Origin of the sequence: Dietzia sp. CH92, assembly GCF_032248695.1 — a bacterium.
In the GTDB taxonomy this organism is placed as follows: Bacteria; Actinomycetota; Actinomycetes; order Mycobacteriales; family Mycobacteriaceae; genus Dietzia.
The window spans coordinates 37,805-61,908 of record NZ_JAVHXC010000001.1 but is presented as its reverse complement, the minus strand read 5'-3'; the positions used below and the strand labels follow the sequence as shown (position 1 = coordinate 61,908).

Annotated in this window: 20 protein-coding genes; 14 read left to right on the top strand and 6 right to left on the bottom strand. The window is 72.4% G+C overall.

Going from position 1 to position 24,104, the window contains the following annotated elements:
- Positions 1 to 24 precede the first annotated feature (24 nt).
- Positions 25 to 663, top strand: a complete 639-nt coding sequence (gene cei, locus RWK90_RS00295) for an envelope integrity protein Cei (protein ID WP_314033556.1) — start codon at positions 25 to 27, stop codon at positions 661 to 663.
- Here cei and RWK90_RS00290 read toward each other — a convergent pair.
- On the bottom strand, positions 615 to 1,535 hold the full coding sequence (locus RWK90_RS00290) for an inositol monophosphatase family protein (RefSeq protein ID WP_314033554.1): 921 nt from the start codon (positions 1,533 to 1,535) through the stop codon (positions 615 to 617). The genes cei and RWK90_RS00290 overlap by 49 nt on opposite strands.
- A gap of 194 nt (positions 1,536 to 1,729) precedes the next feature.
- Between RWK90_RS00290 and ppgK the strand changes: the two genes are divergently transcribed.
- Both ppgK and RWK90_RS00280 read left to right on the top strand, forming a co-directional pair.
- Entirely contained in the window at positions 1,730 to 2,575 is an 846-nt protein-coding gene (gene ppgK / locus RWK90_RS00285; RefSeq protein WP_314033552.1) for a polyphosphate--glucose phosphotransferase, read from the top strand.
- A 114-nt stretch (positions 2,576 to 2,689) separates the two neighbouring features.
- Complete coding sequence (locus RWK90_RS00280) at positions 2,690 to 4,138, top strand: RNA polymerase sigma factor (RefSeq protein WP_314033550.1); 1,449 nt, start codon at positions 2,690 to 2,692, stop codon at positions 4,136 to 4,138.
- 673 nt (positions 4,139 to 4,811) lie between these two features.
- Here the strand turns inward: RWK90_RS00280 and RWK90_RS00275 are convergent.
- Both RWK90_RS00275 and RWK90_RS00270 read right to left on the bottom strand, forming a co-directional pair.
- Positions 4,812 to 6,641 carry a DEAD/DEAH box helicase gene (locus RWK90_RS00275; protein ID WP_314033548.1) on the bottom strand — a complete coding sequence of 610 codons (1,830 nt, stop codon included), beginning with the start codon at positions 6,639 to 6,641 and terminating at the stop codon, positions 4,812 to 4,814.
- Positions 6,634 to 6,879: a DUF3039 domain-containing protein gene (locus tag RWK90_RS00270; protein ID WP_314033546.1), complete on the bottom strand. Its 246-nt coding sequence runs from the start codon at positions 6,877 to 6,879 to the stop codon at positions 6,634 to 6,636. Before RWK90_RS00270 ends, RWK90_RS00275 begins: the two co-directional genes overlap by 8 nt.
- 58 nt (positions 6,880 to 6,937) lie before the next feature.
- Here RWK90_RS00270 and RWK90_RS00265 point away from each other — a divergent pair, with 58 nt between their 5' ends.
- The 4 genes from RWK90_RS00265 to RWK90_RS00250 all read left to right on the top strand — a co-directional run bounded on the left by RWK90_RS00265 (position 6,938) and on the right by RWK90_RS00250 (position 10,722).
- Positions 6,938 to 7,504 (top strand): DUF3099 domain-containing protein, encoded by a 567-nt coding sequence (locus tag RWK90_RS00265; RefSeq protein ID WP_314033544.1) that lies wholly within the window; start codon positions 6,938 to 6,940, stop codon positions 7,502 to 7,504.
- Positions 7,501 to 9,111, top strand: a complete 1,611-nt coding sequence (locus RWK90_RS00260) for a methyltransferase (protein ID WP_314033542.1) — start codon at positions 7,501 to 7,503, stop codon at positions 9,109 to 9,111. The genes RWK90_RS00265 and RWK90_RS00260 overlap by 4 nt, the downstream gene beginning before the upstream one ends.
- The gene (dtd, locus tag RWK90_RS00255) at positions 9,108 to 9,545 is read left to right on the top strand and encodes a D-aminoacyl-tRNA deacylase (protein ID WP_314033540.1); all 438 of its coding nucleotides are present in this window, start codon (positions 9,108 to 9,110) and stop codon (positions 9,543 to 9,545) included. The genes RWK90_RS00260 and dtd overlap by 4 nt, the downstream gene beginning before the upstream one ends.
- Before the next feature lie 208 nt (positions 9,546 to 9,753).
- Positions 9,754 to 10,722, top strand: a complete 969-nt coding sequence (locus RWK90_RS00250) for a sigma-70 family RNA polymerase sigma factor (protein WP_314033538.1) — start codon at positions 9,754 to 9,756, stop codon at positions 10,720 to 10,722.
- A 141-nt stretch (positions 10,723 to 10,863) separates the two neighbouring features.
- On the opposite strand, the gene RWK90_RS00245 is transcribed toward RWK90_RS00250, so the two are convergent.
- Together RWK90_RS00245 and RWK90_RS00240 are read right to left on the bottom strand one after the other, a co-directional pair.
- Complete coding sequence (locus tag RWK90_RS00245) at positions 10,864 to 13,668, bottom strand: GNAT family N-acetyltransferase (protein ID WP_314033536.1); 2,805 nt, start codon at positions 13,666 to 13,668, stop codon at positions 10,864 to 10,866.
- A 53-nt stretch (positions 13,669 to 13,721) separates the two neighbouring features.
- Positions 13,722 to 14,954: an acetoin utilization protein AcuC gene (locus RWK90_RS00240; protein ID WP_314033534.1), complete on the bottom strand. Its 1,233-nt coding sequence runs from the start codon at positions 14,952 to 14,954 to the stop codon at positions 13,722 to 13,724.
- 221 nt (positions 14,955 to 15,175) lie between these two features.
- Here RWK90_RS00240 and RWK90_RS00235 point away from each other — a divergent pair, with 221 nt between their 5' ends.
- Complete coding sequence (locus tag RWK90_RS00235) at positions 15,176 to 15,865, top strand: iron dependent repressor, metal binding and dimerization domain protein (protein ID WP_314033532.1); 690 nt, start codon at positions 15,176 to 15,178, stop codon at positions 15,863 to 15,865.
- Entirely contained in the window at positions 15,862 to 16,839 is a 978-nt protein-coding gene (galE, locus tag RWK90_RS00230; protein WP_314033530.1) for a UDP-glucose 4-epimerase GalE, read from the top strand. The genes RWK90_RS00235 and galE overlap by 4 nt, the downstream gene beginning before the upstream one ends.
- 156 nt (positions 16,840 to 16,995) lie before the next feature.
- Here galE and RWK90_RS00225 read toward each other — a convergent pair whose 3' ends face one another.
- Positions 16,996 to 18,198: a DUF4192 domain-containing protein gene (locus RWK90_RS00225; protein WP_314033528.1), complete on the bottom strand. Its 1,203-nt coding sequence runs from the start codon at positions 18,196 to 18,198 to the stop codon at positions 16,996 to 16,998.
- Positions 18,199 to 18,476: 278 nt separating this feature from the next.
- Here RWK90_RS00225 and RWK90_RS00220 point away from each other — a divergent pair, with 278 nt between their 5' ends.
- The 5 genes from RWK90_RS00220 to RWK90_RS00200 all read left to right on the top strand — a co-directional run bounded on the left by RWK90_RS00220 (position 18,477) and on the right by RWK90_RS00200 (position 24,073).
- Positions 18,477 to 19,427, top strand: coding sequence for a PAC2 family protein (locus RWK90_RS00220; RefSeq protein ID WP_314033526.1), 951 nt, complete (start codon positions 18,477 to 18,479; stop codon positions 19,425 to 19,427).
- A 27-nt stretch (positions 19,428 to 19,454) separates the two neighbouring features.
- Positions 19,455 to 22,001: a DUF3516 domain-containing protein gene (locus RWK90_RS00215; protein WP_314033524.1), complete on the top strand. Its 2,547-nt coding sequence runs from the start codon at positions 19,455 to 19,457 to the stop codon at positions 21,999 to 22,001.
- Between the two features lie 85 nt (positions 22,002 to 22,086).
- On the top strand, positions 22,087 to 22,545 hold the full coding sequence (locus RWK90_RS00210; protein ID WP_314033522.1) for a DUF3817 domain-containing protein: 459 nt from the start codon (positions 22,087 to 22,089) through the stop codon (positions 22,543 to 22,545).
- On the top strand, positions 22,542 to 23,198 hold the full coding sequence (locus tag RWK90_RS00205; RefSeq protein ID WP_314033520.1) for a TetR/AcrR family transcriptional regulator: 657 nt from the start codon (positions 22,542 to 22,544) through the stop codon (positions 23,196 to 23,198). Before RWK90_RS00210 ends, RWK90_RS00205 begins: the two co-directional genes overlap by 4 nt.
- 59 nt (positions 23,199 to 23,257) lie before the next feature.
- On the top strand, positions 23,258 to 24,073 hold the full coding sequence (locus RWK90_RS00200) for an NUDIX hydrolase (protein WP_314033518.1): 816 nt from the start codon (positions 23,258 to 23,260) through the stop codon (positions 24,071 to 24,073).
- Positions 24,074 to 24,104 lie beyond the last annotated feature (31 nt).

Below are 24,104 nucleotides of genomic sequence, written 5' to 3'. Positions count from 1 at the left end.
CTTTCACCTGCAGGAAAGGCCCTCATGGTCCTCCACCTCAGCACCCAGGCCACACCGAGCCCGACCCCCGCGCGGGGGATGGCCCGCCTGCGATCCGCGTACGTGTTGTTCGTCGTCGTCGTACTCGTCCTCGGGGCCGTCGTCTGGGCGGCGGCGCTGCGGGGAGACGACGCCGCGACGCAGGCCGTCGCCTGCCCGCTCCCACCCGCGGCCGAGGAGGCCGGCCTGCAGCAGGAGGCCGTCGACGCGCTCGACGAGGTCGCCCCGGCGCTGCTCGGGGAGACCCGGGTCCGCGTGCTCAACGCGAACGGGCAGAGCGGACAGGCCGGCGCCGTCGCGGCCGAACTGGCCGAGCGCGGATTCCAGCCCGCGGGCTCCGACGCGATCGGGAACGACCCGGTCTACGGTCAGGCACTCGAATGTCACGGCCAGATCCGCTACGGCGAGGCGGGCCAGGCCACCGCCCGGTCCCTGTCCCTCGCCGCACCGTGCATGCAGCTGATCACCGACGGCCGCACCGACGAGACGGTCGACCTCGCGCTCGGGACCACCTTCTCCCGCCTCTCGGACTCGACGGCCGCCGTCGGCGCCCTCGACGAGCTGAAGGTGGGACGTCAGCCCATCTCCTCCGAGCTCGACGCCGCGCGCTCCGTCGACTGCTGACCCCGGGCCCGGTCCGCGGGTTCCCCGATCGCCGCGAGGAACTCCCCGGCCACTCCGGGAGCCGCCGCGACGGTGGGGACCGCGTCATCGTCCGACACCGACACCACCGCGCCGGCCTCCGCGGCCACGAGCGCGCCCGCGGCGTGGTCCCACGGTCGGAGACCGCGCTCGTAGTAGGCGTCCAGCCGGCCGGTGGCCAGCATGCACAGGTCCAACGCCGCCGACCCGCACCTGCGGATGTCGCGTACGCGCGGGAGCAACGCCGCCACCACGCCGCCCTGCTCCGCCCGCATCCCCGCGTCGTACGCGAACCCCGTGCCCACCAGCGCGAGCGAGAGGTCGGCACACCCCGACACGCGCAGCGTCCTCGCCGAGCCGTCCGTCCCCCTCAACGACGCCCCGCGCCCGCGGCCGGCGGTCCACGTCTCCCGTGTGACGATGTTGTGGACCGCCCCCGCGACCACGACACCGTCCACCTCCGCGGCCACCGACACCGCCGTGAACGGGATGCCGTAGAGCAGGTTCACCGTCCCGTCGACGGGGTCCACGATCCACCGGACCCGCGGGCCCGCACCGCTGTGTGCGCTGTCTCCCGCGGCCTCGCCGCCCTCCTCCCCGAGGACCCAGTCGCCCGGACGACGGGAGGCGATCTCCCGCCGCAGGTGCTCCTCCACCGAGGTGTCGATGACGGTCACCGGGTCGGTCTCCGAGGACTTGGACCGCGAATCCAGTCCCTGGAGATCGAACTCCGCCAGCATCCGCCGGGCCACGTCACCGCCCGAGATCGCCAACCCCTCGGCGAGCTCCCGCAACCCGTCGATGAACTCCACACCGGTTCCGCCCGGCACCGGGACCGCTCCCTGGTGCGTCATGTGCCCCTCCTCGTCGTCGTACCCCTTGACGCCCCGCCACCACCCGGTCGGACGGGCGCGGCGGCGAACCCCGCCGGGGCGCCCGACGGACCGATACGCTGGCTCGCGGGCCCCCGACGCCCATCGTGCCCCGCCGACCCGGGCACCCCACAACCCACGCCGTGCCCCGCACGGTCCACCACACGGAGTCCGCCATGCCCGATCCCACACCTCTCGCCGCCGTCCCCCCGACGGAGACGCCGACCGGACTCGGGGTGGACGTCGGCGGTTCCGGCATCAAAGTGGGGCTCGTCGACCTCGCGCGCGGCGAACTCCTCGGCGAACGGCTCACCCGCCCCACACCCAGACCCGCCACCCCCGACGCCATCGCCGGGACGATCCGCGACATGGTCGCCGAGTTCGACTGGCGGGGACCGGTCGGCGTCGCCCTCCCCAGCGTCATCCACGAGGGCGTCGCCCGGATCGCCCACAACATCGACGCCTCCTGGATCGGCTGCGACGTCGTGGACCTCTTCCACCGTCACCTGCCCGGACAGACCGTCCTCATGCTCAACGACGCCGACGCCGCCGGGCTCACCGAGGTCCACTACGGCGCCGGGGAGGGCGTCGACGGACTGGTCATCCTGCTCACCTTCGGCACCGGGATCGGGTCGGCCCTCCTCCTGGACGGGCGCCTGCTGCCGAACACCGAGTTCGGCCACCTCATGGTCGAGGACATCTCCGGGCGCGGTTTCGACGAGGCCGAGCATCTGGCCTCCGCCGCCGTCCGCGCCCGCGACGGCCTGAGCTTCGAGGAGTGGGCACCGCACGTCTCCAACGTCCTGCGCTCCATCGAGGACCTTCTCTGGCCCCGCGCCTTCGTGCTGGGCGGCGGGGTCAGCGAAGCCGCCGACGAGTGGTTCCCCCTCCTGGAGAACCGCACACCGGTCCGCGCCGCGGTACGGCTCAACGACGCCGGCATCATCGGCGCCGCGCTCTACGCCGCAGGTCACTCGGGGGTTCTCGACCTCGGCGGCGTCCTACCCGACGTGGGCGCCTGACCCGCACCAACCCCGCCGGATGCAACCCCTGCGGCAGAATCTCGTTACAATGGCGCAGGCCGGAATCATGTACCGGCCGGGGACGGGCCCGGTACCGCAAGGCGGACGGCTCGCGTGTCTGCAGACCAGGCGGCATCGATCCCCGATTCCCATCGAGTAACCGGTTGTGAAGGGGCGTTTGTGGCAGCCACGAAGACCACCAGTTCGGATTCCGCGGCGAGCGGCGATCCGTCGGGCACCGAGGTCACTGGCGCGGCCCCCGCCAAGAAGACCGCCGCGCGCAAGGCGCCCGCGAAGAAGACTGCGGCCAAGAAGACCGCCGCCAAGAAGGCCCCGGCGAAGAAGACCGCCGCCAAGAAGACCGCGGCGAAGAAGACGGCCGCCAAGAAGACCGCCGCCCCCGCGGGTGCCGACGTCGTCGAGGACGACCGGTTGGACGATCCCTCGGAGGCGCTCGAGGTCGAGCCCGACACCGCCGAACTCGAGGACGTCGAGGTCGACGTGGAGGATGTCGAGGACGAGCAGGCCGACGAGGAGACCAAGGAGGAGCCCAGCGCCAAGGACAAGGCGTCGGGTGACTTCGTCTGGGACGAGGACGAGTCCGAGGCGCTCCGCCAGGCCCGCAAGGACGCCGAGCTCACCGCCTCCGCCGACTCCGTCCGCGCCTACCTCAAGCAGATCGGTAAGGTCGCGCTCCTCAACGCCGAGGAGGAGGTCGAGCTCGCCAAGCGCATCGAAGCAGGCCTGTACGCCACCTGGTACATGGCGCAGGTCGCCGAGCGTGGCGAGAAGCTCACCACCGCGCAGCGTCGCGACTTCAAGTGGATCGAGCGGGACGGCGTCCGCGCCAAGAACCACCTCCTCGAGGCCAACCTGCGACTCGTGGTCTCCCTCGCCAAGCGCTACACCGGTCGCGGCATGGCGTTCCTGGACCTCATCCAGGAGGGCAACCTCGGTCTCATCCGCGCCGTCGAGAAGTTCGACTACACCAAGGGCTACAAGTTCTCCACGTACGCCACGTGGTGGATCCGCCAGGCCATCACCCGCGCCATGGCCGACCAGGCCCGCACCATCCGCATCCCGGTGCACATGGTCGAGGTCATCAACAAGCTCGGCCGCATCCAGCGCGAACTCCTCCAGGACCTGGGCCGCGAGCCCACCCCCGAGGAGCTCGCCAAGGAGATGGACATCACCCCGGAGAAGGTGCTGGAGATCCAGCAGTACGCCCGGGAGCCCATCTCGCTCGACCAGACCATCGGCGACGAGGGCGACTCGCAGCTCGGTGACTTCATCGAGGACTCCGAGGCCGTGGTGGCGGTGGACGCGGTGAGCTTCACGCTGCTGCAGGACCAGCTCCGCTCCGTGCTGGACACGCTCTCCGAGCGTGAGGCGGGCGTGGTGCGACTGCGCTTCGGCCTCACCGACGGGCTCCCCCGCACCCTCGACGAGATCGGCCAAGTCTACGGGGTCACCCGTGAGCGGATCCGGCAGATCGAGTCCAAGACCATGTCGAAGCTGCGGCACCCGTCGCGCTCCCAGGTCCTGCGGGACTACCTGGACTAGGACCGAACGCAGCAGTGGGCCCCCGCCGGAACATCCGGTGGGGGCCTGCTCGCGTCCGGGCGGGATCTCGCAAGGGCGGCCCGGGGCCGGACGAGGCTCGACGGCTTGTGCGCGCCCGGGGCCGGACGAGGCTCGACGGGTGATGCGCGCCCGGGTCGGACGGGGCGACCCGGGGTGTGCGCAGGTGAACGCGGGATCGCGAGAGGGCGGACAATGCGCCAGCACGAGTGCCTTCAGGTGCGCTGCCTCATCGACCTGCGATGGCAGAGTGCACGGTAAGTACCCAGGTGCGCTGGCTGTCGGGACCACCGAGGCAGCGTAGGGCAACGACGCAGCACATCCGCGGCCGGTCGCGCTGCGGAAGTGCACGACAGGGCCCGACAGCGCCGGCGGCACCCAGCGCGGCACCCGCCGGCGGCACTCAGCGCAGCACCCCGACCGGCACCCGCCGCCGGCACCCGCCGCCGGCGGCACCCAGCGCGGCACCCGCCGGCGGCACTCAGCGCAGCACCCCGACCGGCACCCGCCGCCGGCACCCGCCGCCGGCGGCACCCAGCGCGGCACCCGCCGGCGGCACTCAGCGCAGCACCCCGACCGGCACCCGCCGCCGGCACCCGCCGCCGGCACCCGCCGCCGGCGGCACCGGCACCGGCACCGGCACCGCCCCGACGGTCTACCAGCTCCGCAGCAGGGTGATCCGTTCGCGGATCTGCTCGGCGGAGGCCATCGGCACGGGCGGGCCGCCGCACGCGTTGCGCAGTTGCGCATGGATCGCACCGTGCGACTTGCCCAGGCGTCCGGAGTACACCGACACCAGGGTGTTGAGCTGCCGCCGTAGATCCTTGAGTTCGGCGGCGGAGGCGACCCGGTCCGCCGCACCGGCGTGGGCACCGGGGCCGGCGGCATTACCCGGGAGGGTGGTCCCGGCGACCGACGGGTCCGCACCCACCACCGCGACAGAGCCGACACCGGACGTCGCCTCCGCGGACGCACGCTTGATCTGCTCCTTCTCCCGCTGTCGCAGGAGCGCCTTGACATCGTCGGCACCGAGCAGCCCGGGCAGTCCGATGTAGTCGGCCTCCTCCTCGCTGCCGGCGAAGGTGGCGGTCCCGTAGGAGGAGCCCTCGTACACGATCTGGTCGAGCTCCGCGTCGGCTCCGAGGGAGATGTAGCCGCGGTCCTCTTCGTCCTCGGTGTTCTCGTCCTGCTGTTGGTTCGCCTGGGCGAGGAGCTGGTCCTCCAGGCCCTCCTCCCGGTGCGGCTTGCCCAGGACGTGATCGCGCTGGGCCTCCATCTGCGAGGCCAGTTGCAGGAGCACCGGCACGGACGGCAGGAACACCGAGGCGGTCTCCCCCGGTCGGCGGGACCGGACGAACCGGCCGATGGCCTGCGCGAAGTACAGGGGCGTCGAGGCGCTGGTGGCGTAGACGCCCACACACAGGCGCGGGACGTCGACGCCCTCGGACACCATCCGGACCGCGACCATCCACTCGTCGGTCGAGTCGGAGAACGTCCCGATCCGGCTGGACGCGGTGGGGTCGTCGGACAACACCACTGTCGGTGGCTTGCCGGTGATCTCGGTGAGCAGGGCGGCGTAGTCGCGCGCGCGCTCCTGGTCGGTCGCGATCACCAGGCCGCCGGCGTCGGGCACGCCGCCCGCGCGGATCTGCTGCAGCCGGGTGTGCGCGGCCTGCAGGACCGCCGGCATCCAGTCGCCGTGCGGGTCGAGCGCCACGCGCCAGGCGCGGGACATCTGGTCGGCGCTGAGCGGCTCGCCGAGCCGGGCGGAGAACTCCTCGCCGGCGTTGCTGCGCCACCGGGCCTCGCCGGAGTAGGCGAGGAACACCACCGGCCGGACGACGCCGTCGGCCAGCGCGTCGGCGTAACCGTAGGAGTGGTCGGCCTTGGAGCGCTGGTGGCCCTGCCCGTCGGGTTCGTAGGTGACGAACGGGATGGGGCTGTCGTCGGACCGAAAGGGTGTACCCGTCAGCGACAGGCGCCGCTCGGCGTCCTCGAACGCCTCGCGGATCGCGTCGCCCCAGCTCTTCGCGTCGCCCCCGTGGTGGATCTCGTCGAGGATCACGAGGGTTCGCCGGGAGGCGGTGCGTTCGCGGTGCTTGAAGGGGTGGGCGGCTACCTGGGCGTAGGTGACCACCACGCCGTGGTACTCGGGCGCGAGGGCGCCGGAGGAGTTGGAGTACTCGGGGTCGAGCGCGATCCCGGAGCGTGCGGCGGAGGCGGCCCACTGGTACTTGAGGTGCTCGGTGGGCGCGACGACCGTGATGGAGTCGACGGTGCGGTCGGCGAGGAGCTCCGAGGCGACCCGCAGACCGAACGTGGTCTTACCCGCGCCCGGTGTGGCCACGGCGAGGAAGTCCTTCGGCCGCGCCATGAGGTACTTGCGCAGAGCGGTCCGCTGCCAGGCACGCAGGGACCCGCCCGCGGCGGGCGGGGCGGGGGCGGTCTGTCCGTCTGGGCCCGGGACCGCGCCGGGGTCACTCACCAGGCTTCAGGGTCTCGTAGACGCGTTTGCACTCCGGGCACACCGGCGAGCCGGGCTTGGCGGAGCGGGTGACCGGGAAGACCTCACCGCACAGGGCGATCACGTAGGTGCCCATGACCGCGCTCTCGGCGATCTTGCTCTTGTCCACGTAGTGGAAGAACTTGGGCGCGTCGTCCTGCGTCTCCTCGGTCGAGGTGACCTCGGGGCGCTCGAGTGTCTTGGTCCGGGTGGTGCTCACCCCCTCATGATGCCGCACCCGGGCGTCGCCGCGCCAACGCCGGAGTACCTTGGGGCCCATGGCACCCGACTTCCGCCGTCAGCGATCCGGGGAACGGGACGACACCTCGCGACCTGTTCTCATCACGGGCGCGAGGGAGTCCTACCAGGACGAGCTCGCGGCCCGGAAGAAGCGCTACTTCCTGCTGATGAGCGTGCGGATCCCGGCCCTGTTGCTCGCCGCGGGTTCGCTCGCCCTCTGGAACAACCCGTGGATCGCGTTGGCCATCGTGGCGGGGTCCATCCCCATCCCGTGGATCGCGGTCATCGGGGCCAACGACCGGCCACCCCTGCCCAAGGGCCAGGCCCGGACGTACACGGCGGGGAGCCTGCCCTCGAACGCCCCGTACTCGCTGCCGTCCAGCCTCACCGGCTCCGCGAACGGCGCCCGCCCCGGCGCGGGCACGGGGTACGGCCGGGCGATCGGCCCGGCGCCGACCGCCCGCGACACCGGCTCCCCCACCTCCGGCTCCCCCGCGAGCGAGGCCACCTCCGACTCCCCCGCGGGCGAGACCACCTCCGACTCCGCCGCGAGCGACCCCACCTCCGGTTCCCCCACCCCCGACGAGAGCGATCCCGACACGTGACGAGCCCGACCCCGACCCTCGCCGATCTCGCGCCCGCCCTGGCGGCCGCCTTCCGCCGACACGAGTACACGGTCGAGGGCCTCGAACAGAGGCTCGGGCTGGAGGCGGTCGAGGCGCTCGGCCGCTCGGACCCGGGGACCGTCCGTCGACACGCCCGCCGTGCGGGGGTGGTCGGGACCCTCGTGCGCCTGTTCATCCTGGGCGATCCGGTGCCGACGTCCGAGGTCGCGGCCGCGCTCACCGGCGTCGCGCCGGGCGACGGCGCCGCGGCGGGCCTGTGGACGTCGCTCGAGGGCGGGGCGGCGCTCCGGTCGGTGGTCGATCTGCGGCCGGTGGACACCGGCCACGGCACACGGTGGGTGTTCGCGGACCCGGACGGGTCGATGGTGCGGACGGAGACGCGGCCGGACCACGTGTTGGGGGTGGGCCAGGCGACGCTCTCGCTGCTGCGCGTCACGCCCGGCACCCCCGTGGGGTCGGTTCTGGATCTGGGGACCGGCTGCGGCATCCAGTTGGTACACGCGTCGGACGCGGCGGAGTCGGCGACGGGGACCGACATCACGCCGCGCTGCCTCGAGCTCGCGGCCGCGACGCTGGCGATCAACGGCCTGGACGCCGAGCTCCTCCGGGGCTCGTGGTTCGAGCCGGTGGCCGGGCGTCGGTTCGACCGGATCGTCGCCAATCCCCCGTTCGTGGTGGGGCCTCCGGAGACCGGGCACTCGTATCGCGAGTCGGGTCTGGCGCTCGACGGGGCGAGCCGGACGGTGATCTCGGGTGCGCCCGGGCGCCTGGCCGAGGGCGGGACGGCCGTGATGTTGGCGTCCTGGGTGGAACGGGCGGGGTCCGATTGGCGGAGCCGGGTGGCGTCGTGGGTGCCGGCCGAGGGTGTGGACGCCTGGATCCTGCGGCGTGACGTCTCCGAGCCGGGGCTGTACGTGTGGACGTGGCTCACGGACGAGGGCATGGATCCGCGGGACGAGGCGATGTGGCGCGCCGCCGAGCGCTGGCTGGACCATTTCGAGGCGGAGGACGTCGACGGGATCGGGTTCGGTTACGTCTATCTACGCCGGATCGAGGGCCCGTCGTCGGTGTTGTGCGAGGACCTCACCCATCCGTTCGGTGACGGTCTGGGCGAGGAGGCGGAGGCGTACTTCGCGCGCACGGCGTGGTTGCGCGGGGCCGCGGAGCGTCATGGTGGGCAGGACCGCGCCCTCGACGCGACCGTGTTCACCGTCTCCCCCGACGTCCACCTCCACGTCTCGGAGTCGCTCGCGCCGACCGGGCCGGACGAGGCGGGGGCGCCGGGCGCGGGGACGGTGGTGGTCGAGCGGGTGACCGGGGCTCGTTGGCGCCACGAGATCGACCCCCTCACCGCGTCGGTGCTGCGGGGTGCCCGGACGGGGGCGCTGCCGCTGGAGGACCTGGTGGTGCTCGCCGCGGTGGGCGCGGGCGAGGATCCGGACGAGTTGGCCGCGCCGCTCAGGCGGGTGGTCGCGGACCTGTTCCTGCACGGGTTCCTCGTGCCGGTCGGGGTGCCCGGGGTGGTGCCGCCGGGGGCGCTCGCCGCCGCGCCCGGGGGGCCGCGCGCCGAGGGTGCGGACGGATGAGGGCGGTGGTCTCGCGGGTGACCGAGGCGTCGGTGACCGTGGACGGCGAGGTCGTCGGGGAACTGTCGGCGCCCGGGTTACTGGTGCTGGTGGGGGTGTCGGTCGACGACGACGAGGCGGACGTCGCGACGATGGTCCGCAAGATCTCGGGCCTGCGGATCCTGCGGGAGGAGCGCAGCGTCGAGGAGGCGGGCGCCCCGGTGTTGGTGGTCAGCCAGTTCACGCTGATGGGATCCACCACCAAGGGCAGGCGGCCGTCGTGGTCGAGGGCGGCTCCGGGTGACCGGGCCGAACCCGCGGTCGAGGCGGTCGTGGCGGGACTGCGTGAGCGGGGGCTCGAGGTGGCCACGGGGGTGTTCGGCGCGATGATGCGGGTCCACTCGGTCAACGACGGCCCGTTCACCGTCCTGATCGACACGTCCGGCCCGACCTGACCGTGCCCGCCTAACCCTCCTGACCTCGTGTTCACCGCTGTGGTGGCGGCCTTTACGACACGGTTCGTGACGAAAATCATGAGCCGGGGAACATTACCGGTATCCCTGTCGTTGTAGGTGTACGTGACCGTGACCCGGGCACGCGCCTGATCCGTCCACCAGCAACCGAACGCCGGCCTCGTCACAAGGCCAGGCAGGAGGAGGAGACATGACGTCAGCCACCACCCGATCGGACCGTCGGACGGAGGCGGATCCGGAAGGCCAGAGCCCGAGCGCTGATCTGGTCCGTGTCTACCTCAACGGGATCGGTAAGACGGCCCTGTTGAACGCCGAGGACGAGGTGGAGCTGTCCAAGCGGATCGAGGCCGGCCTCTACGCCAAGCACCTGTTGGAGACCAAGAAGCGGATCGGTCCGGTACGCAAGGCCGATCTCAAGACGATCGTGGCCGAGGGCGAGGCGGCCCGCGCCCACCTGTTGGAGGCCAACCTGCGTCTGGTGGTCTCGCTGGCCAAGCGCTACACAGGCCGTGGGATGCCGCTGCTGGACCTCATCCAGGAGGGCAACCTGGGCCTGATCCGTGCGATGGAGAAGTTCGACTACGCCAAGGGCTTCAAGTTCTCCACGTACGCCACGTGGTGGATCCGTCAGGCGATCACGCGTGGCATGGCCGATCAGTCGCGCACGATCCGCCTCCCCGTCCACCTGGTCGAGCAGGTCAACAAGCTCGCCCGCATCAAGCGCGAGCTGCACCAGCAGCTGGGCCGCGAGGCCACGCTCGAGGAGCTGGCCGAGGAATCGGGGATCCCCGCGCACAAGATCGAGGAGCTCCTCGACCACTCGCGGGATCCGGTGAGCCTGGACATGCCGGTGGGCGCCGACGAGGAGGCGCCGCTCGGCGACTTCATCGAGGACGCCGAGGCCACGAGCGCCGAGAACACCGTGGTGGCCAACGTGATGCACTCGGACGTGCGCGCGGTCCTGGCCACCCTGGAGGAGCGGGAACAGCAGGTGATCACCCTGCGGTTCGGGCTGGACGACGGTCAGCCCCGCACGCTCGACCAGATCGGCAAGCGTTTCGGGTTGTCCCGTGAGCGTGTCCGCCAGATCGAGCGCGAGGTCATGGCCAAGCTCCGCGAGGGCCGCCGCGCGGACAAGCTCCGCTCGTACGCCGTCTGATCCGTCCACGGTCGCGAGCGCCGGCCCCGCCCCTCATCCGGGGCGGGGCCGGCGCTCGTCTATCGGTGTCCCCGGCTGCCCGCCCCGGTCGGCGGGGGCGGCGGGGCCCCGAGCGGTAAGCGGCGACGGGGTCCCTCGTGATCAGCGGAGGCGGCGGGGTCCCTCGTCGCCGCTGAACCGGGGCGGCGGGCCGAGCCGGACCGTCGCGTAGAGCACCGCGAGCCCGTCCGGAGCGGCGAGGCCGGGGTCGATCGCCAGGCGGCGCAGCTCGGGAACGTCTTCGACCAGGCAGGACACCCGACCCATGAGCTCCACCAGGGCCTCGCGGTCGACCGGGGCGTCCCCGGCGTACCCGTCGAGGATCGCCGCCGCCCGCGGCCTGGCCAGCAGTGCGGTGGCCTCGGTGGGCGAGATGGGCAGGGTGCTGAACGCGCGGTCGGCGAGCAGGTCCGAGAGCATCCCGGACAGTCCGAACGAGATGAGCGAGCCGAAGATCGGGTGGTCGGCCACCCGGATGGTCACCGCGACACCCTTCGTGGCCATCTGCTGCACGTGCAGCGAGCGTGAACCCGTCGTGGCCTGCAGGAGCGCGAAGGCGTGCCGCACCGCGGCCGAGTCCGCCAGGTCGAGACGGACCCCCGACTGGTCGCTGCGGGTGCGCCACCGGTCGCCCATCGCCTTGACCGCGACCGGGTAGCCCAACTCGTCGGCCGCCATCACGGCCTGGTCGACGTCGGTGACCACGCGGTAGTCGACGATCCCGATCCCGTAGCACTCGAGCAGGGCGCGGACCTGCCCCTGGGTGAGCTCGAACGACTCGGTGCCGGCGTGGAGCTGGCACAGCGAGTCCACGAGCTCACGCGCGCGGGCGCGGTCGATATCGGAGTACTCGGCTGGTTCCTCGGCGGGCCGGTCGAGCCATTCGGCGTACCGGCGGGCGCGCACGAGTGCCGACACCGCGCGCTCGGGATAGGGGTACGACGGGATGGATCCGCGGGCCGCGACCCCGGACTCGTCCGTCACGGTCAGCCCCTCGGGCAGTCCCTCACCGGCGAGGAACGTACTCACCACCGGTTTGGGGCTCTGGGCCGCCGCCGCGCGGATGGCCTCGGCGTAGGAGTCCGGATCCGTGGCGACCGGCGGGACGAACACCGTCAGGACCGAGTCGACCTCGTCCCGTGCGAGCGCGTCGGCGATGGCCTCGCGGAACGCCTCGGGCGACGCCCCGGCCCCCAGGTCCACGGAGTGGGCGACCGTGAACCCCTGCTGCCGGGCCGAGTCCCCGCCGAGACGACCGACCGCGGAGGAGTTGCCCACGATGGCCAGGCGCCCGCCGGTCGGCAGTGGCTGGTAGGCCAGCAGGGTGGCGGTGTCGAACATGTCGGTGATGGAGTCCACCTGGATGAGTCCGGAGTCGCGGAACAGGCCCCGGATCGCGTCCGCGGTCAGTCCCGCCACCCCCGACTCGAGGTCGTCCGCCGCGCGCCGCACCACCACGACGGGCTTGTTGCGGGCCACGCGCCGCGCGATCCGCGAGAACTTCCGCGGGTTACCGAAACTCTCCAGGTAGAGCAGCACAACCTCGGTCGAGGTGTCGGTGTCCCAGTACTGGAGCAGGTCGTTGCCGGAGACGTCGGCGCGGTTGCCCGCGGAGACGAAGGTCGACAGTCCCAGTCCGCGGCGGGCGGCGGTGGCGAGGATCGCGATGCCGAGGGCACCGGACTGGCAGAAGAACCCGGCGCGCCCCGGGCCGGGCACGAGCTCGGCGAGCGTGGCGTTGAGCCTGACGTCGGCGGAGGTGTTGATCACGCCGAGCGCGTTGGGCCCGACGACCCGCATCCCGTGCGCCCTGGCCTCGCTGACCAGCCGACGCTCGGAGACCACGCCCTCGCTCCCCACATCGGAGAAACCGGCGGAGATGACGACCAGCGTCGAGACCCCCTTCGACAGGCAGTCGTCGAGCACCTCGGACATGGAGGCGGCGGGGACGGCCACGACGGCGAGGTCCACGGGGTCCGGGATGTGCCGGACACTGGCGTACGCACGCACGGACTGCACCGATTTCGCGTCCGAGTTGACGGGGTAGACCGGTCCGGCGAACCCGTTGCCGATGAGGTTGCGCATGACGGTGTGCCCGATCTTGCCCACCTGGTCCGACGCGCCGATCACCGCGACCGACCCCGGGTTGAGCACCCTGGCCAGGCTGCGGGCCTCCGCCGCCGCCTCTCGCGAGTTCCGGACGTTGGTCAGCGCCTCGGTGGGGTCGATCGCGAACTCCAGGTGCAGGGTGGACCCGTCGAACGAGCGCGAGATCTCGTACCCGGCGCGCCGGAACACCTGGATCATCGAGCGGTTCTCGGAGAGCACCTCCGCCTCGAAGTGGTCGATCCCGCACTCCGCCGCCGCGCCGGCGAGGTGCTCCAGGAAAATCGATCCGAGCCCCCGGCCCTGGTGCTGGTCGGAGATCGTGAACGCGACCTCGGCGAACGTGGAGTCCGGCAACCGTTCGTAGATCGCCATGCCGATGACCTCGGCGCCGAGCTCGGCGACGAACGCCATCCGATCCCGGTAGTCGACGTGCGTCATCCGGCGGAGTTCGCGCTCGGTGAGCACGTCCCGGGAGCCGAAGTAGCGGAGGTAGCGGGTGCGTTCGGACAGGCTGGTGTGGAAGCGGGAGATCTTCTCCGCGTCGGTGGGCAGGATCGGCCGCACCCGGACCGCCCGACCGTCGGAACCGAGCACGTCCGCCGCCCATTCGTGCGGGTACCCCTCGGGATATTCGTCGACCGACGTGTCGGTCGAGGCGTGCTCGGGGGGCTCCACCGCCGGGGCCGTCTCGCCCGGGCTCCCGGTCGTGTCCGGGCTCCCAGTCGTGTCCGGGCTCCCGGTCGTGTCCGGGGTCTCGGTCTCTGCGGTGCCGGTCGAGGGGTCGCCGGGGTTCGCCATGGGGTCCTCCAGTCAGCGGTCGTACCGGGTCGGGCGGGCGCGGTGCGGGGTGGTCAGTCCCGGGGGTCGTCCGGGTCGAGACCCAGCAGGGGGTAGACCGTGCGACGGGTGTCGAGGATGGACTGGTCCAGCCGGGCGAGCGAGCGGTCCATCTCGACCCCCCGGTCGGCCCCGGCGGGCTCCCAGGGCGCGTACGTCGGGTCCTCCCCGTCGCCCATCAGCTGCGGCACCCGGTCCGGCACGGTGAGTCGGCCGGCGGCGGCTCTCCACCCTTCCGGGATCGCCGTGGACGGGTCGACCGGGACCCCGAGGACCGCGGCGATGAGGTGGGTCCACGAGCGCGGGACCACCCGCACCAGCTCGTAGCCGCCCCCGCCGACCGCGATCAGACGGCCCTCGCAGAGTTCGTCGGCGAGAGCGACGACGTCGAGGTAGGACCGGCGGTGACCGTCGACGGTCAGCGAGAGGTCGGCCAGCGGGTCCTCCCGGTGCGAGTCGCAGCCCGCCTGCAGGACGATGATCTGGGGCTCGAACGCGCGGAGCACACCGGGGACCACGGCGTGGAAGCCGCGGAGCCAGAGATCGTCGGTGACCGCGGGCAGGAACGCGAGGTTGACGGCAGTGCCCTCCGCGCGCCCCACGCCGGCCTCGGAGGCCCACCCCGTCGACGGCCACAGGGTGGCGGGGTGCTGGTGCAGCGACACCGTGAGCACGCGGGGGTCCTCGTAGAACGCGGTCTGCACCCCGTCGCCGTGGTGGACGTCGATGTCCACGTAGGCGATCCGGTCGTACCCGTTGTCGAGCAGCCAGCTGATCGCCACCGCCACGTCGTTGTACACGCAGAAACCGGCCGCGGCCGCGGGCATCGCGTGGTGCATGCCCCCGGCGACCGAGACCGCCCGCGTCGCGGCACCGCTCGCCACCGCCCGAGCGGCCGTGAGGGTGCCGCCGGCGACCGCGGCGCTGGCCTCGTGCATCGCCGGGAACGTGGGGTTGTCCGCGGTGCCCAGTCCGTGACTCATCCCGACGTGCTCCCCCGGCGGCAGGTCACCGGCGGCCTTCACCGCGTCGATGTAGCGCGAGGTGTGCACCCGGAGCAGTTCGTCGTCCCCGGCCGTCCCCGGATCCAGCAGCTCGACCCCGCGGAGCACGCCGAGTTCGGTGGCCAGCGCCATGGTGAGATCGAGACGCCGGGGGCTCATGGGGTGATCGGCGGAGTGCCGGTACCCGAGCAGCGACGGACTCCACACCACCTTCGCCTCGACGCCGTCCGCGATCCCGGCCATGGCCACCGCCCTCCCGTCACGCCGGGTCTCTCCCGGCGGGCGCGCCCCACGCGGGCGTGGGGCGCATCACCCCACGAATCTACGCGGCGCAGGCGGGGGCGACCGGCGAACGTCCGCTCCCCACCCCGGTCGGTTGCGCGACGGTAGTCTTCATGCCAAGACCCGGTCGGTGCCCGCACCCACCGGGAGCCGATACGAATCCAGACGTGGAGGACTGCAGCGTGAAGGACCTGGTGGACACCACCGAGATGTACCTCCGCACCATCTACGAGCTCGAGGAGGAGGGCGTGATCCCGCTGCGTGCGCGGATCGCGGAGCGCCTCGAGCAGAGCGGCCCCACCGTGAGCCAGACGGTGGCGCGGATGGAGCGCGACGGTCTCGTACTCGTCGCCCCCGACCGCCACCTCCAGCTCACCGCCGCCGGGCGGGAGCTGGCGGTGGACGTGATGCGCAAGCACCGCCTGGCCGAGCGGCTGCTGGTGGACGTGATCGGGCTGGAGCTCGAGAAGGTCCACGCCGAGGCGTGCCGGTGGGAGCACGTGATGAGCGACGACGTCGAGCGGCGCCTCATCGAGGTGCTCGACGACCCCCGGACCTCTCCCTACGGCAACCCTATCCCCGGGCTGGACCGCATCGGCTACGCGGAGTCCACGCTCCAGGACCAGGACCACGTGCGGCTCTCCGCGCTGCCGAGCGACCAGCCGCACACCGTCCGCATCCGGGCCATCGGCGAGAACGTGCAGATCGACATCGACCTGATCTCGGAGTTCCGGGCCGCCGGCGTGGAGCCCATGAAGACGGTCACGGCGACCCGGCGGGGTCACCTCGTCGAACTGGTCTCCGGTGACGGCCGCGTCGTCGAACTCGACGGCGACCACGCCCACGCCATCCAGGTCGAGATCCTGTCGTGAAGCTGCTCGTCACCGGCGGGGCCGGGTACGTCGGCGGGGTGTGCGCCACCGTCCTGATCGAACGCGGGCACGAGGTCGTGATCGTCGACGACCTGTCGACGGGCAATCGCGACGGCGTCCCCGAGGGCGCGACCTTCATCGAGGGTGACGTCGCGACCCGCGCGGCGGAGATCCTCGACGCCTCGTTCGACGGCGTGCTGCACTTCGCCGCACGGTCGCTCGTCGGCGAGTCCGTCGAGAAGCCCGAGGAGTACTGGCAGGGCAACGTCGTGACGTCCCTCGCCCTGTTGGACGCCATGCGGGCGGCCGGGGTCGCCAACCTCGTGTTCTCCTCCACCGCCGCCACCTACGGGGAGCCGGAGCAGGTCCCCATCACCGAGGACATGCCCACGCGGCCGACCAACACCTACGGGGCGACCAAGCTGGCGATCGATCACGCCATCACCTCGTACGCGGTCGCCCACGGGCTCGCCGCCACCAGCCTGAGGTACTTCAACGTCGCGGGCGCCTACCGCGGTGCGGGCGAGAACCGGGTCGTGGAGACCCACCTCATCCCGCTGGTGCTCCAGGTGGCCCTCGGGCACCGGGCCGACATCAAGGTCTTCGGTGACGACTGGCCCACCCCCGACGGCACCTGCATCCGCGACTACATCCACGTCGCGGACCTCGCCGACGCACACCTGCTCGCCCTGGAGTCGAACTCCCCCGGCGTCCACCGCGTGCTCAACCTGGGCAGCGGCGAGGGCTTCTCGGTCCGCGAGGTGATCGACGTGTGCCGCGAGGTCACCGGCCACCCGATCCCGGACGTCATCGCGCCCCGCCGCGCCGGTGACCCCGCCGTCCTCGTGGCCTCGAGCGCGAGGGCGATCGCAGAACTCGGCTGGCAGCCCACGCGCACGGACCTGCGCACCGTGGTCGAGGACGCCTGGGCGTTCACCGAGGCGCTCGGCGACCGGGCGCACTCGGCGCGCTGACCGACCATCGGGCGCCCCCGGGGCCCGGCCCGCGGGCGCCACCGTCCGGGCCGGGCCCCGGTCCGTCGCCGCCACGGACCCGCTCCGGGTCCGGGCCGTCGCTGCCGCGGTCCCCCGTCAGGTCCGGGCCGTCGCCGCCTGGCTCCCGATGCCGGTTCAGGCCGTCGCCGCCACCCGCCTGAGCCGCTCCGGCGACAAACCGTTGTTCAGCCCGTGGAGCAGGAGCCCGGCCAGATTGTTCGCGGGGTCGGCCTCGACGGCCGCCGACAGGGCGGACCACGCGTGCACCCCGCCCCCGGCGAAGTACGACGCCGCACCCAACAGCAGCAGCGCCACCGAGCGTTCGCGGGCGGGCCGACGCCGCGCGACGGCCCACCACACGAGCCGCCGACCGTCGCGATCGCCCAGACCCCGTAGCGCGAGACCCCGGTAGACCTCGTCCCGAACCGCGATCACCAGCAGGTCCCGGCCGATGACGGCGAGCTCGTCGTCGTCGATCTCCTCCCCCGCCTCCAACCGTCGCGCCGCGTCGTCATGGCGCTCCACCGCCGCCACCACCGCGCGCTCCCGTTCGACGCGCCCGCCGGCCGGCCCCGCCGGCCCCCCGGCCGACCCGGCGTGACCCGCCCCCGGCGACCCGGCGGCGTCCTCCCCGCCTGGCCCGTCCTCATCGCATGCGTCAGGGTCGCGCGCCAGGTACAGGCGCTCGATCTCCTCCCGTGACCCCGCGCGGACGCGCCCGTCGTAGGCGTGGACCGCGGCGATCTGGGTCGAGTCCGGATCGGACTGGACACCCCTGACCATCCCGAACAGGTCCACCCACGGCGCCCCGGCCGCGAACTCGCCGACCCCGTACGCCGCCTCCACCACCGTGCCCGCGAGCCCCAGCCAGTACTCGAACGCCGACGCGGCGTCCTCCGCCCGCAACCCCGCGAGGTACCCGTCCGCACAGTCCTCGTGCACCACCACCAGGTGCACCGACCCGATCCCCTCCCTCGCGCAGAACCGCGCCAACCCGCGCGCCGGCCCGGGGTCGATCACCGGGGCCGCCCGGTCGAGCGCGACGCCCCCGGAGCCGCCGGGGCCGTCCGGGTCGTCGTCGAGGAGACCGTCCGCCCCGTCGAGATCGTCGACCTCGGGATATCCGTCACCGTCGTCCAGCAGCCCGTCCACGTCCATCCTCACGACCGGCCCCTGGCCCCCGTCCGCCGTGCGGCCGCACAGGATCACCACCGACCCCGGACCCGGTGGGAAACCCAACATCGCCGGTATCGAGGCGATCAGTTCCTCCGGTGAGGTGATCACCACCGTCCCGCGCCCGCCCGCACCGGCCCCGTCCCTCGACTCGTCTGTCGTCATCGTCCCCACCCGTCTCGTCCTCGCGCGTCCGCCCCCGCCTCGGGGATGGTCCGCGGATGCCGTGCACCGGACCCACCATCGACCACCCCGCCGGTCGTCCCCCGCCCCCGCGGGCCGCCCGGGCGCACCCCTGTGGAGGGGGCCCGGGCCCTGTGGGAAGCGCCGGGAATCATCCCGGGCGTGTTGACGTTGTGACAGTGGTGAACCCCCCGTCCCGGATGGACGACCGGGCGAGCCCCGCCACCGACGGTCGGGGTGTGGTGACGAGAGGAGTCGACATGGCCAGGCACAGCGATCTGTACCGACTGATCGAACCCGTTCCCGACCTGCGTTCCGAGGACGGCCGCGGGCCGGTCCTCGTGCACGGGCTGGAAGGCTTCTCCGACGCCGGACTGGCGATCCAGGGCGTGGCCGAGCACCTGCGTGAGAGTCTGGACTCCCAGCTGATCGTCGAGTTCGACGTGGACGAGCTCGTGGACTACCGCTCGCGCCGCCCGCACCTGAAGTACTCGTTCGACCGCTTCGCGGACTACGACGAGCCGGCCATCCAGATGCACGCGGTCAGGACCGCCGACGGGACGTCCTTCCTGCTGCTCTCGGGTCTGGAGCCCGACCTCAGGTGGGACGGCTTCACCGAGTCCGTCATCGACCTGGCCGGGTCCTTCGGCGTCCGGATGTCCATCGGTCTGGGCGCGATGCCCCTCGGCGTCCCGCACACCCGACCGACCAATTCGAGCGCGCACGCCAGCGACGTGGACCTCATCAAGGGGTTCACCGCCTGGCCCGGCGAGTTCAAGGTCCCGGGCAACGTGACCTCCCTGCTCGAGCTCCGGATGGCCGAACACGGGATCCCCTCCGCCGGGTTCACCGTGCACGTGCCGCAGTACCTCGCCCAGACCGCCTACCCGGCGGCCGTGCTGCACCTGGTGGGCAGCATCGCGCGGATCGCGGACCTCGACCTGCCGACCGCCGAGCTGGAGAAGGCCACCGAGGAGTTCACCACCCAGGTCAACACCCAGATCGCGCAGAGCCCCGAGATCCTCACCGCCGTCGAGCTCATGGAGAAGCAGTACGACGAGTTCATGGAGACCCGCCACGGGTCCGATTCGCTCAACCCGGGCGGCAAGCCGCTGCCGTCGGGGGACGAGATCGGCGCGGAGTTCGAGCGGTTCCTCGCCCAACAGGCCGGCGACGACGGCCACGGTGAGGACCCGCAGCGCGACGGGTGACCCTCCCCGGCGGCTAGGCTCGGCCGGGTGCAGCTGTCCCGACTCCTCTCCGATCTCGACGACGTCCCCGCCGACCTCCACGAGGAGGCGGTGTTCGACGCCTTCGTCGCCTGGGCCGCCGACCGGGGGCTGACGCCGTACCCGGCGCAGGAGGAGGCCATCCTCGAGATGACCGCCGGCAGCCACGTCGTGCTCGCCACCCCCACCGGCTCCGGCAAGTCCCTGGTGGCGATCGGGGCGCACTTCGCCGCGATGGCGCGCGGGCAGCGCAGCTATTACACGGCGCCCATCAAGGCGCTCGTGAGCGAGAAGTTCTTCGCCCTGTGCGAGGTGTTCGGCGCCGACAACGTGGGGATGCTGACCGGCGACGCCGCGGTCAACGCCGACGCGCCGATCGTCTGCGCGACCGCCGAGATCGTCGCCAACATCGCCCTGCGTGAGGGCGCGGACGCCGACATCGGCCAGGTGGTGATGGACGAGTTCCACTACTACTCCGAACCCGACCGGGGCTGGGCGTGGCAGGTCCCGCTCCTCGAGCTGCCCGACACCCAGTTCCTGCTCATGTCCGCGACGCTCGGCGACGTCGAGTGGCTGCAGGAGGACCTGCGCCGCCGCACCGGCAGGCAGTGCGTGTACATCGGCGGCACCGAGCGACCCGTCCCGCTCTCGTTCGAGTACGCCCTGTCCGGCGTCCACGAGTCCGTCGAGCTGCTGCTGCGCGACGGCAGGGCCCCCGTCTACATCGTCCACTTCACCCAGGCCGCCGCGCTCGAGCAGGCCCAGGCCCTGACCTCGCTCGCCGTGGCCGACAAGGAGCGGAAAGCCGCCATCGCCGCCGACATCGGCGGCTTCCGCTTCACCACGAACTTCGGTAGGACGCTCCGCAAGCTCCTGCTCCACGGCATCGGCGTCCACCACGCCGGGATGCTGCCCAAGTACCGCCGGCTCGTGGAGAGGCTGGCCCAGGACGGCCTGCTCACCGTCATCTGCGGCACCGACACCCTCGGCGTGGGCATCAACGTCCCCATCCGCACCGTCCTGTTCACCGGCCTCACCAAGTTCGACGGCCGCCGGCAGCGCGTCCTCAAGGCCCGCGAGTTCCACCAGATCGCCGGCCGGGCGGGCCGCGCCGGCTTCGACACCGAGGGGTTCGTCGTGGTGCTCGCCCCCGAGCACGAGATCGAGAACGCCAAGGCCGCGGCGAAGGCCGCCGCCAACCCCAAGAAGAAGGCCAGGGCCGCCAAGAAGAAGCCCCCGGAGGGCTTCGTCAACTGGTCGCGCTCCACCTTCGACAAGCTCGTCGGCGCCCAGCCCGAGCAGCTCACGAGCCGCTTCGAGGTGAGCAACTCGATGCTGCTCAACATCATCTCCCGACCCGGAAGCTGCTACGCCCACATGCGGCACCTCCTGCTGTCCTCGCACGAGACCCGCGCGCGGATCCGGCACCACGTCCTACGCGCGATCGAGTTGTTCCGTGGGCTGGAGGCCGCCGGGATCGTCGAACGACTGGCCGAGCCCGACGCCGACGGGCGCCACGTACGGCTGACGGTGGATCTCCAACGGGACTTCGCCCTGAACCAACCGCTGGCCCCGTTCGCGATCGCCGCGATGGAGGTCCTCGACCCCGACTCCCCGACCCCCGAGCTGGACCTCGTCTCCGTCATCGAGGCGGTACTCGACGACCCGCGCCCGATCCTCTACGCCCAGCAACGCGAGGCCCGCGGCGAGGCGATCGCCGCCCTCAAGGCCGACGGTGTGGAGTACTCCGAACGGATGGAGCTGGTCGAGGACATCTCCTGGCCCAAGCCCCTGGCCGACCTCCTCGCCGACGCGTACGACGCCTACCGCGCGGGACACCCGTGGGTGTCGGGGATCGAGCCCTCCCCCAAATCGGTCATCCGGGAGATGGTCGAGCGCGGGATGACCTTCTCCGACCTGGTCTCGGCCTACGGCCTCGGCCGCTCCGAGGGGTCCGTACTGCGCTACCTCACCGACGCCTACCGCGCGCTCCGCCAGACGGTGCCCGCGGACCGCCGGTCCGACGAGTTCGACGACCTCGTCGAATGGCTCGGTGAGCTGGTCCGGCAGGTCGATTCGAGCCTGCTCGACGAGTGGGAACTGCTCACGGACCCCGACGTCTCCTCCGAGCAGGTCGCGGAACTGGCCTTCGGCGAGACCGCGGGCACCACCCGACCGGTCACCGCCAACACGCGGGCGTTCCGGGTGATGGTGCGCAACGCCATGTTCCGGCGCGTCGAACTGCTCGCCCGCGACGACATCGGGCGACTCACCGAGCTGGACGCCGACGTGCCCGAGCACCCCGACTGGGACACCGAGATCGACGGCTACTGGGACGAGTACGACGAGATCGGGACGGGGCCCGCCGCGCGCGGTCCCGCCCTGTTCAGCCTCACCGAAGCGGGCCCCGGGGTGGCGTCCGGCACCTGGCGCGTGCGTCAGGTGCTCGACGACCCCGAGGGCGATCACGGCTGGGCGATCGAGGGCGTGGTGGACCTCACCGCCAGCGACGAGGCCGGGGAGGTCCGGTTCGCCTCGCTGACGCTGCACGGGTGAACCCGCCCCCGGCCGGTCGGCCGCGCGCCGGGCCCGGGACCGTACGATGTCCGACGAACCCCCGCCCGATGACTGGAGGCAGACAGTGACCCCCCGCGTTCTCTACAAGCGACTCGCTCTGGCGGAGGTGGTCACCTGGACGCTGCTGATCCTGGGGATGATCGGCAAGTACGGCTTCGGCCAGGACTGGGCCACCTCGATCGGCGGCGCCGTCCACGGCTTCGTCTTCCTCTGCTACGTCGTCGCGACCGTGGCGGTATGGACGGACAAGCGCTGGTCCGTCGGCACCGGCCTGCTCGGCCTCGCGTCGGCCGTGATCCCCTACGCCACCGTCCCCTTCGAGCGGTCGGTCGAGCGCCGCGGCCTCCTCGAGGGCCCGTGGCGGCTCGGTCCGGACGGCGAGCGGCCCGGCGGTCCCGCCGACCGGATCCTCGCCTTCGCGCTCCGCTCGCCCGTCCTGGCGCTGGTGGTGACGCTGGTCGTGGTGGCGATCGTCTTCTCCCTGCTCGTCACCGCCGGACCGCCCACCGAGTGGTTCTCGTGAGCCCGACCCGCGAACCGGGCCGCCGCGAGCTCAACAAGGCCGACAAGCAGCGGCGCATCCACGCCGCCGCCCTCGAGCTGTTCTCGCGGCACGGCTACTCGTCCGTCACCACCCAGGAGGTCGCCGACCGCGCAGAGGTGGGGACGGGGACCCTCTTCCGCTACGCCCAGTCCAAGGGCGAACTCCTGTGCATGGTCGCCAACGCCGAGTTCCGCGCGATGGTCGAGTCCGTCCCCGAGACCGGCGACCCGGTCGAGGACCTCGTCGTCCTCTGCGAGCCGCTGCTGGTGGCGCTCGACAGGCAACCCGAGAACATCGCCGCCTACCACCGTGAGACGTTGTTCGGGGAACCCGGGCCCCACCGGGCCGAGGCGCAGCGCATCCTCGGCCAACTCCGCGAACTCATCGCCACGGTGCTCGCCCGCCATTCGGGTGCCGGAAGGACCCCGGCCGACCTGGCCGGGGCCGCCCAGACGGTGTTCGACGTGCTCTATATGACCCTCGTGCGGTGCGGGGTCGAACGCGCCCCCGCCAGCGAGGGACGCCGCGAGCTGGAGGTGCACGTCCGGCGGGTCCTGTACGGCGTACTGTCCGACCACCCCGACGGCGGCACCACCACGGACCCCGGCGTCGGCGTCGGCACGACGGCCTGACGGGGCCGTGAGCGGACCCCGGTGGCGCGCGTCACCGGGCGGCGGGCGAGACTGACCTCATGACCGAGGTTGACCAGACCACCGCCCGCCCCGTCAAGGACGCCTCCACCGTGATGGTGATCCGCGACTCCGACGCCGGCCCGGAGGTGTTCGTCGCCCGCCGCGTCCGGGGCATGGCCTTCGCCGGTGGGATGACCGTGTTCCCCGGGGGCGGGGTCGACGCCGCCGACGACGATCCCGATCTGGCCTGGACGGGCCCCGCCCCCACGTGGTGGGCCGACCGTCTCGGCTGCGACGAGCCCCGCGCCCGTCGCCTGGTCTGCGCCGCGGCCCGGGAGACCTTCGAGGAGTGCGGCGTCCTGCTCGCCGACCACCGGGACGGTGCACCCGTCGCCGACGCCGGGCGGTACCACGCCGCGCGCGCCGAACTCGAGGCCCACGAGCTCTCGTTCAGTGCCTTCCTGGCCCGCGAGGAACTGTCCCTCGCCGCTGACCGCCTGCGCCCGTTCGACCACTGGATCACCCCGTCGGTCGAGACCCGGCGCTACGACACCCGGTTCTTCCTCGCCGCGCTGCCCGTGGGCCAGGAGCCCGACGACCAGACCACCGAGGTCGACCTCACCATGTGGGCGCGCCCCGTCGACCTGCTGGCGGACTTCCGCGCCGGGCGCTCCATGCTCCTGCCCCCCACCTGGACCCAGCTGCGCCACCTGTCGGAGTTCACGGACGTCTCCTCCGCCCTGGCCGCGGAACGCACCATCGCGCCGATCCAGCCGGAGATCATCGAACACCGCGGCGGTATCCGCGTGGGTTTCGACGGCTCCGACGAATACTGGGAGGACCACCAGGCGGGCCACGGGCGCGACGACGCCTGACCGGTCACCGACCATCCACGTCCCCGACGGG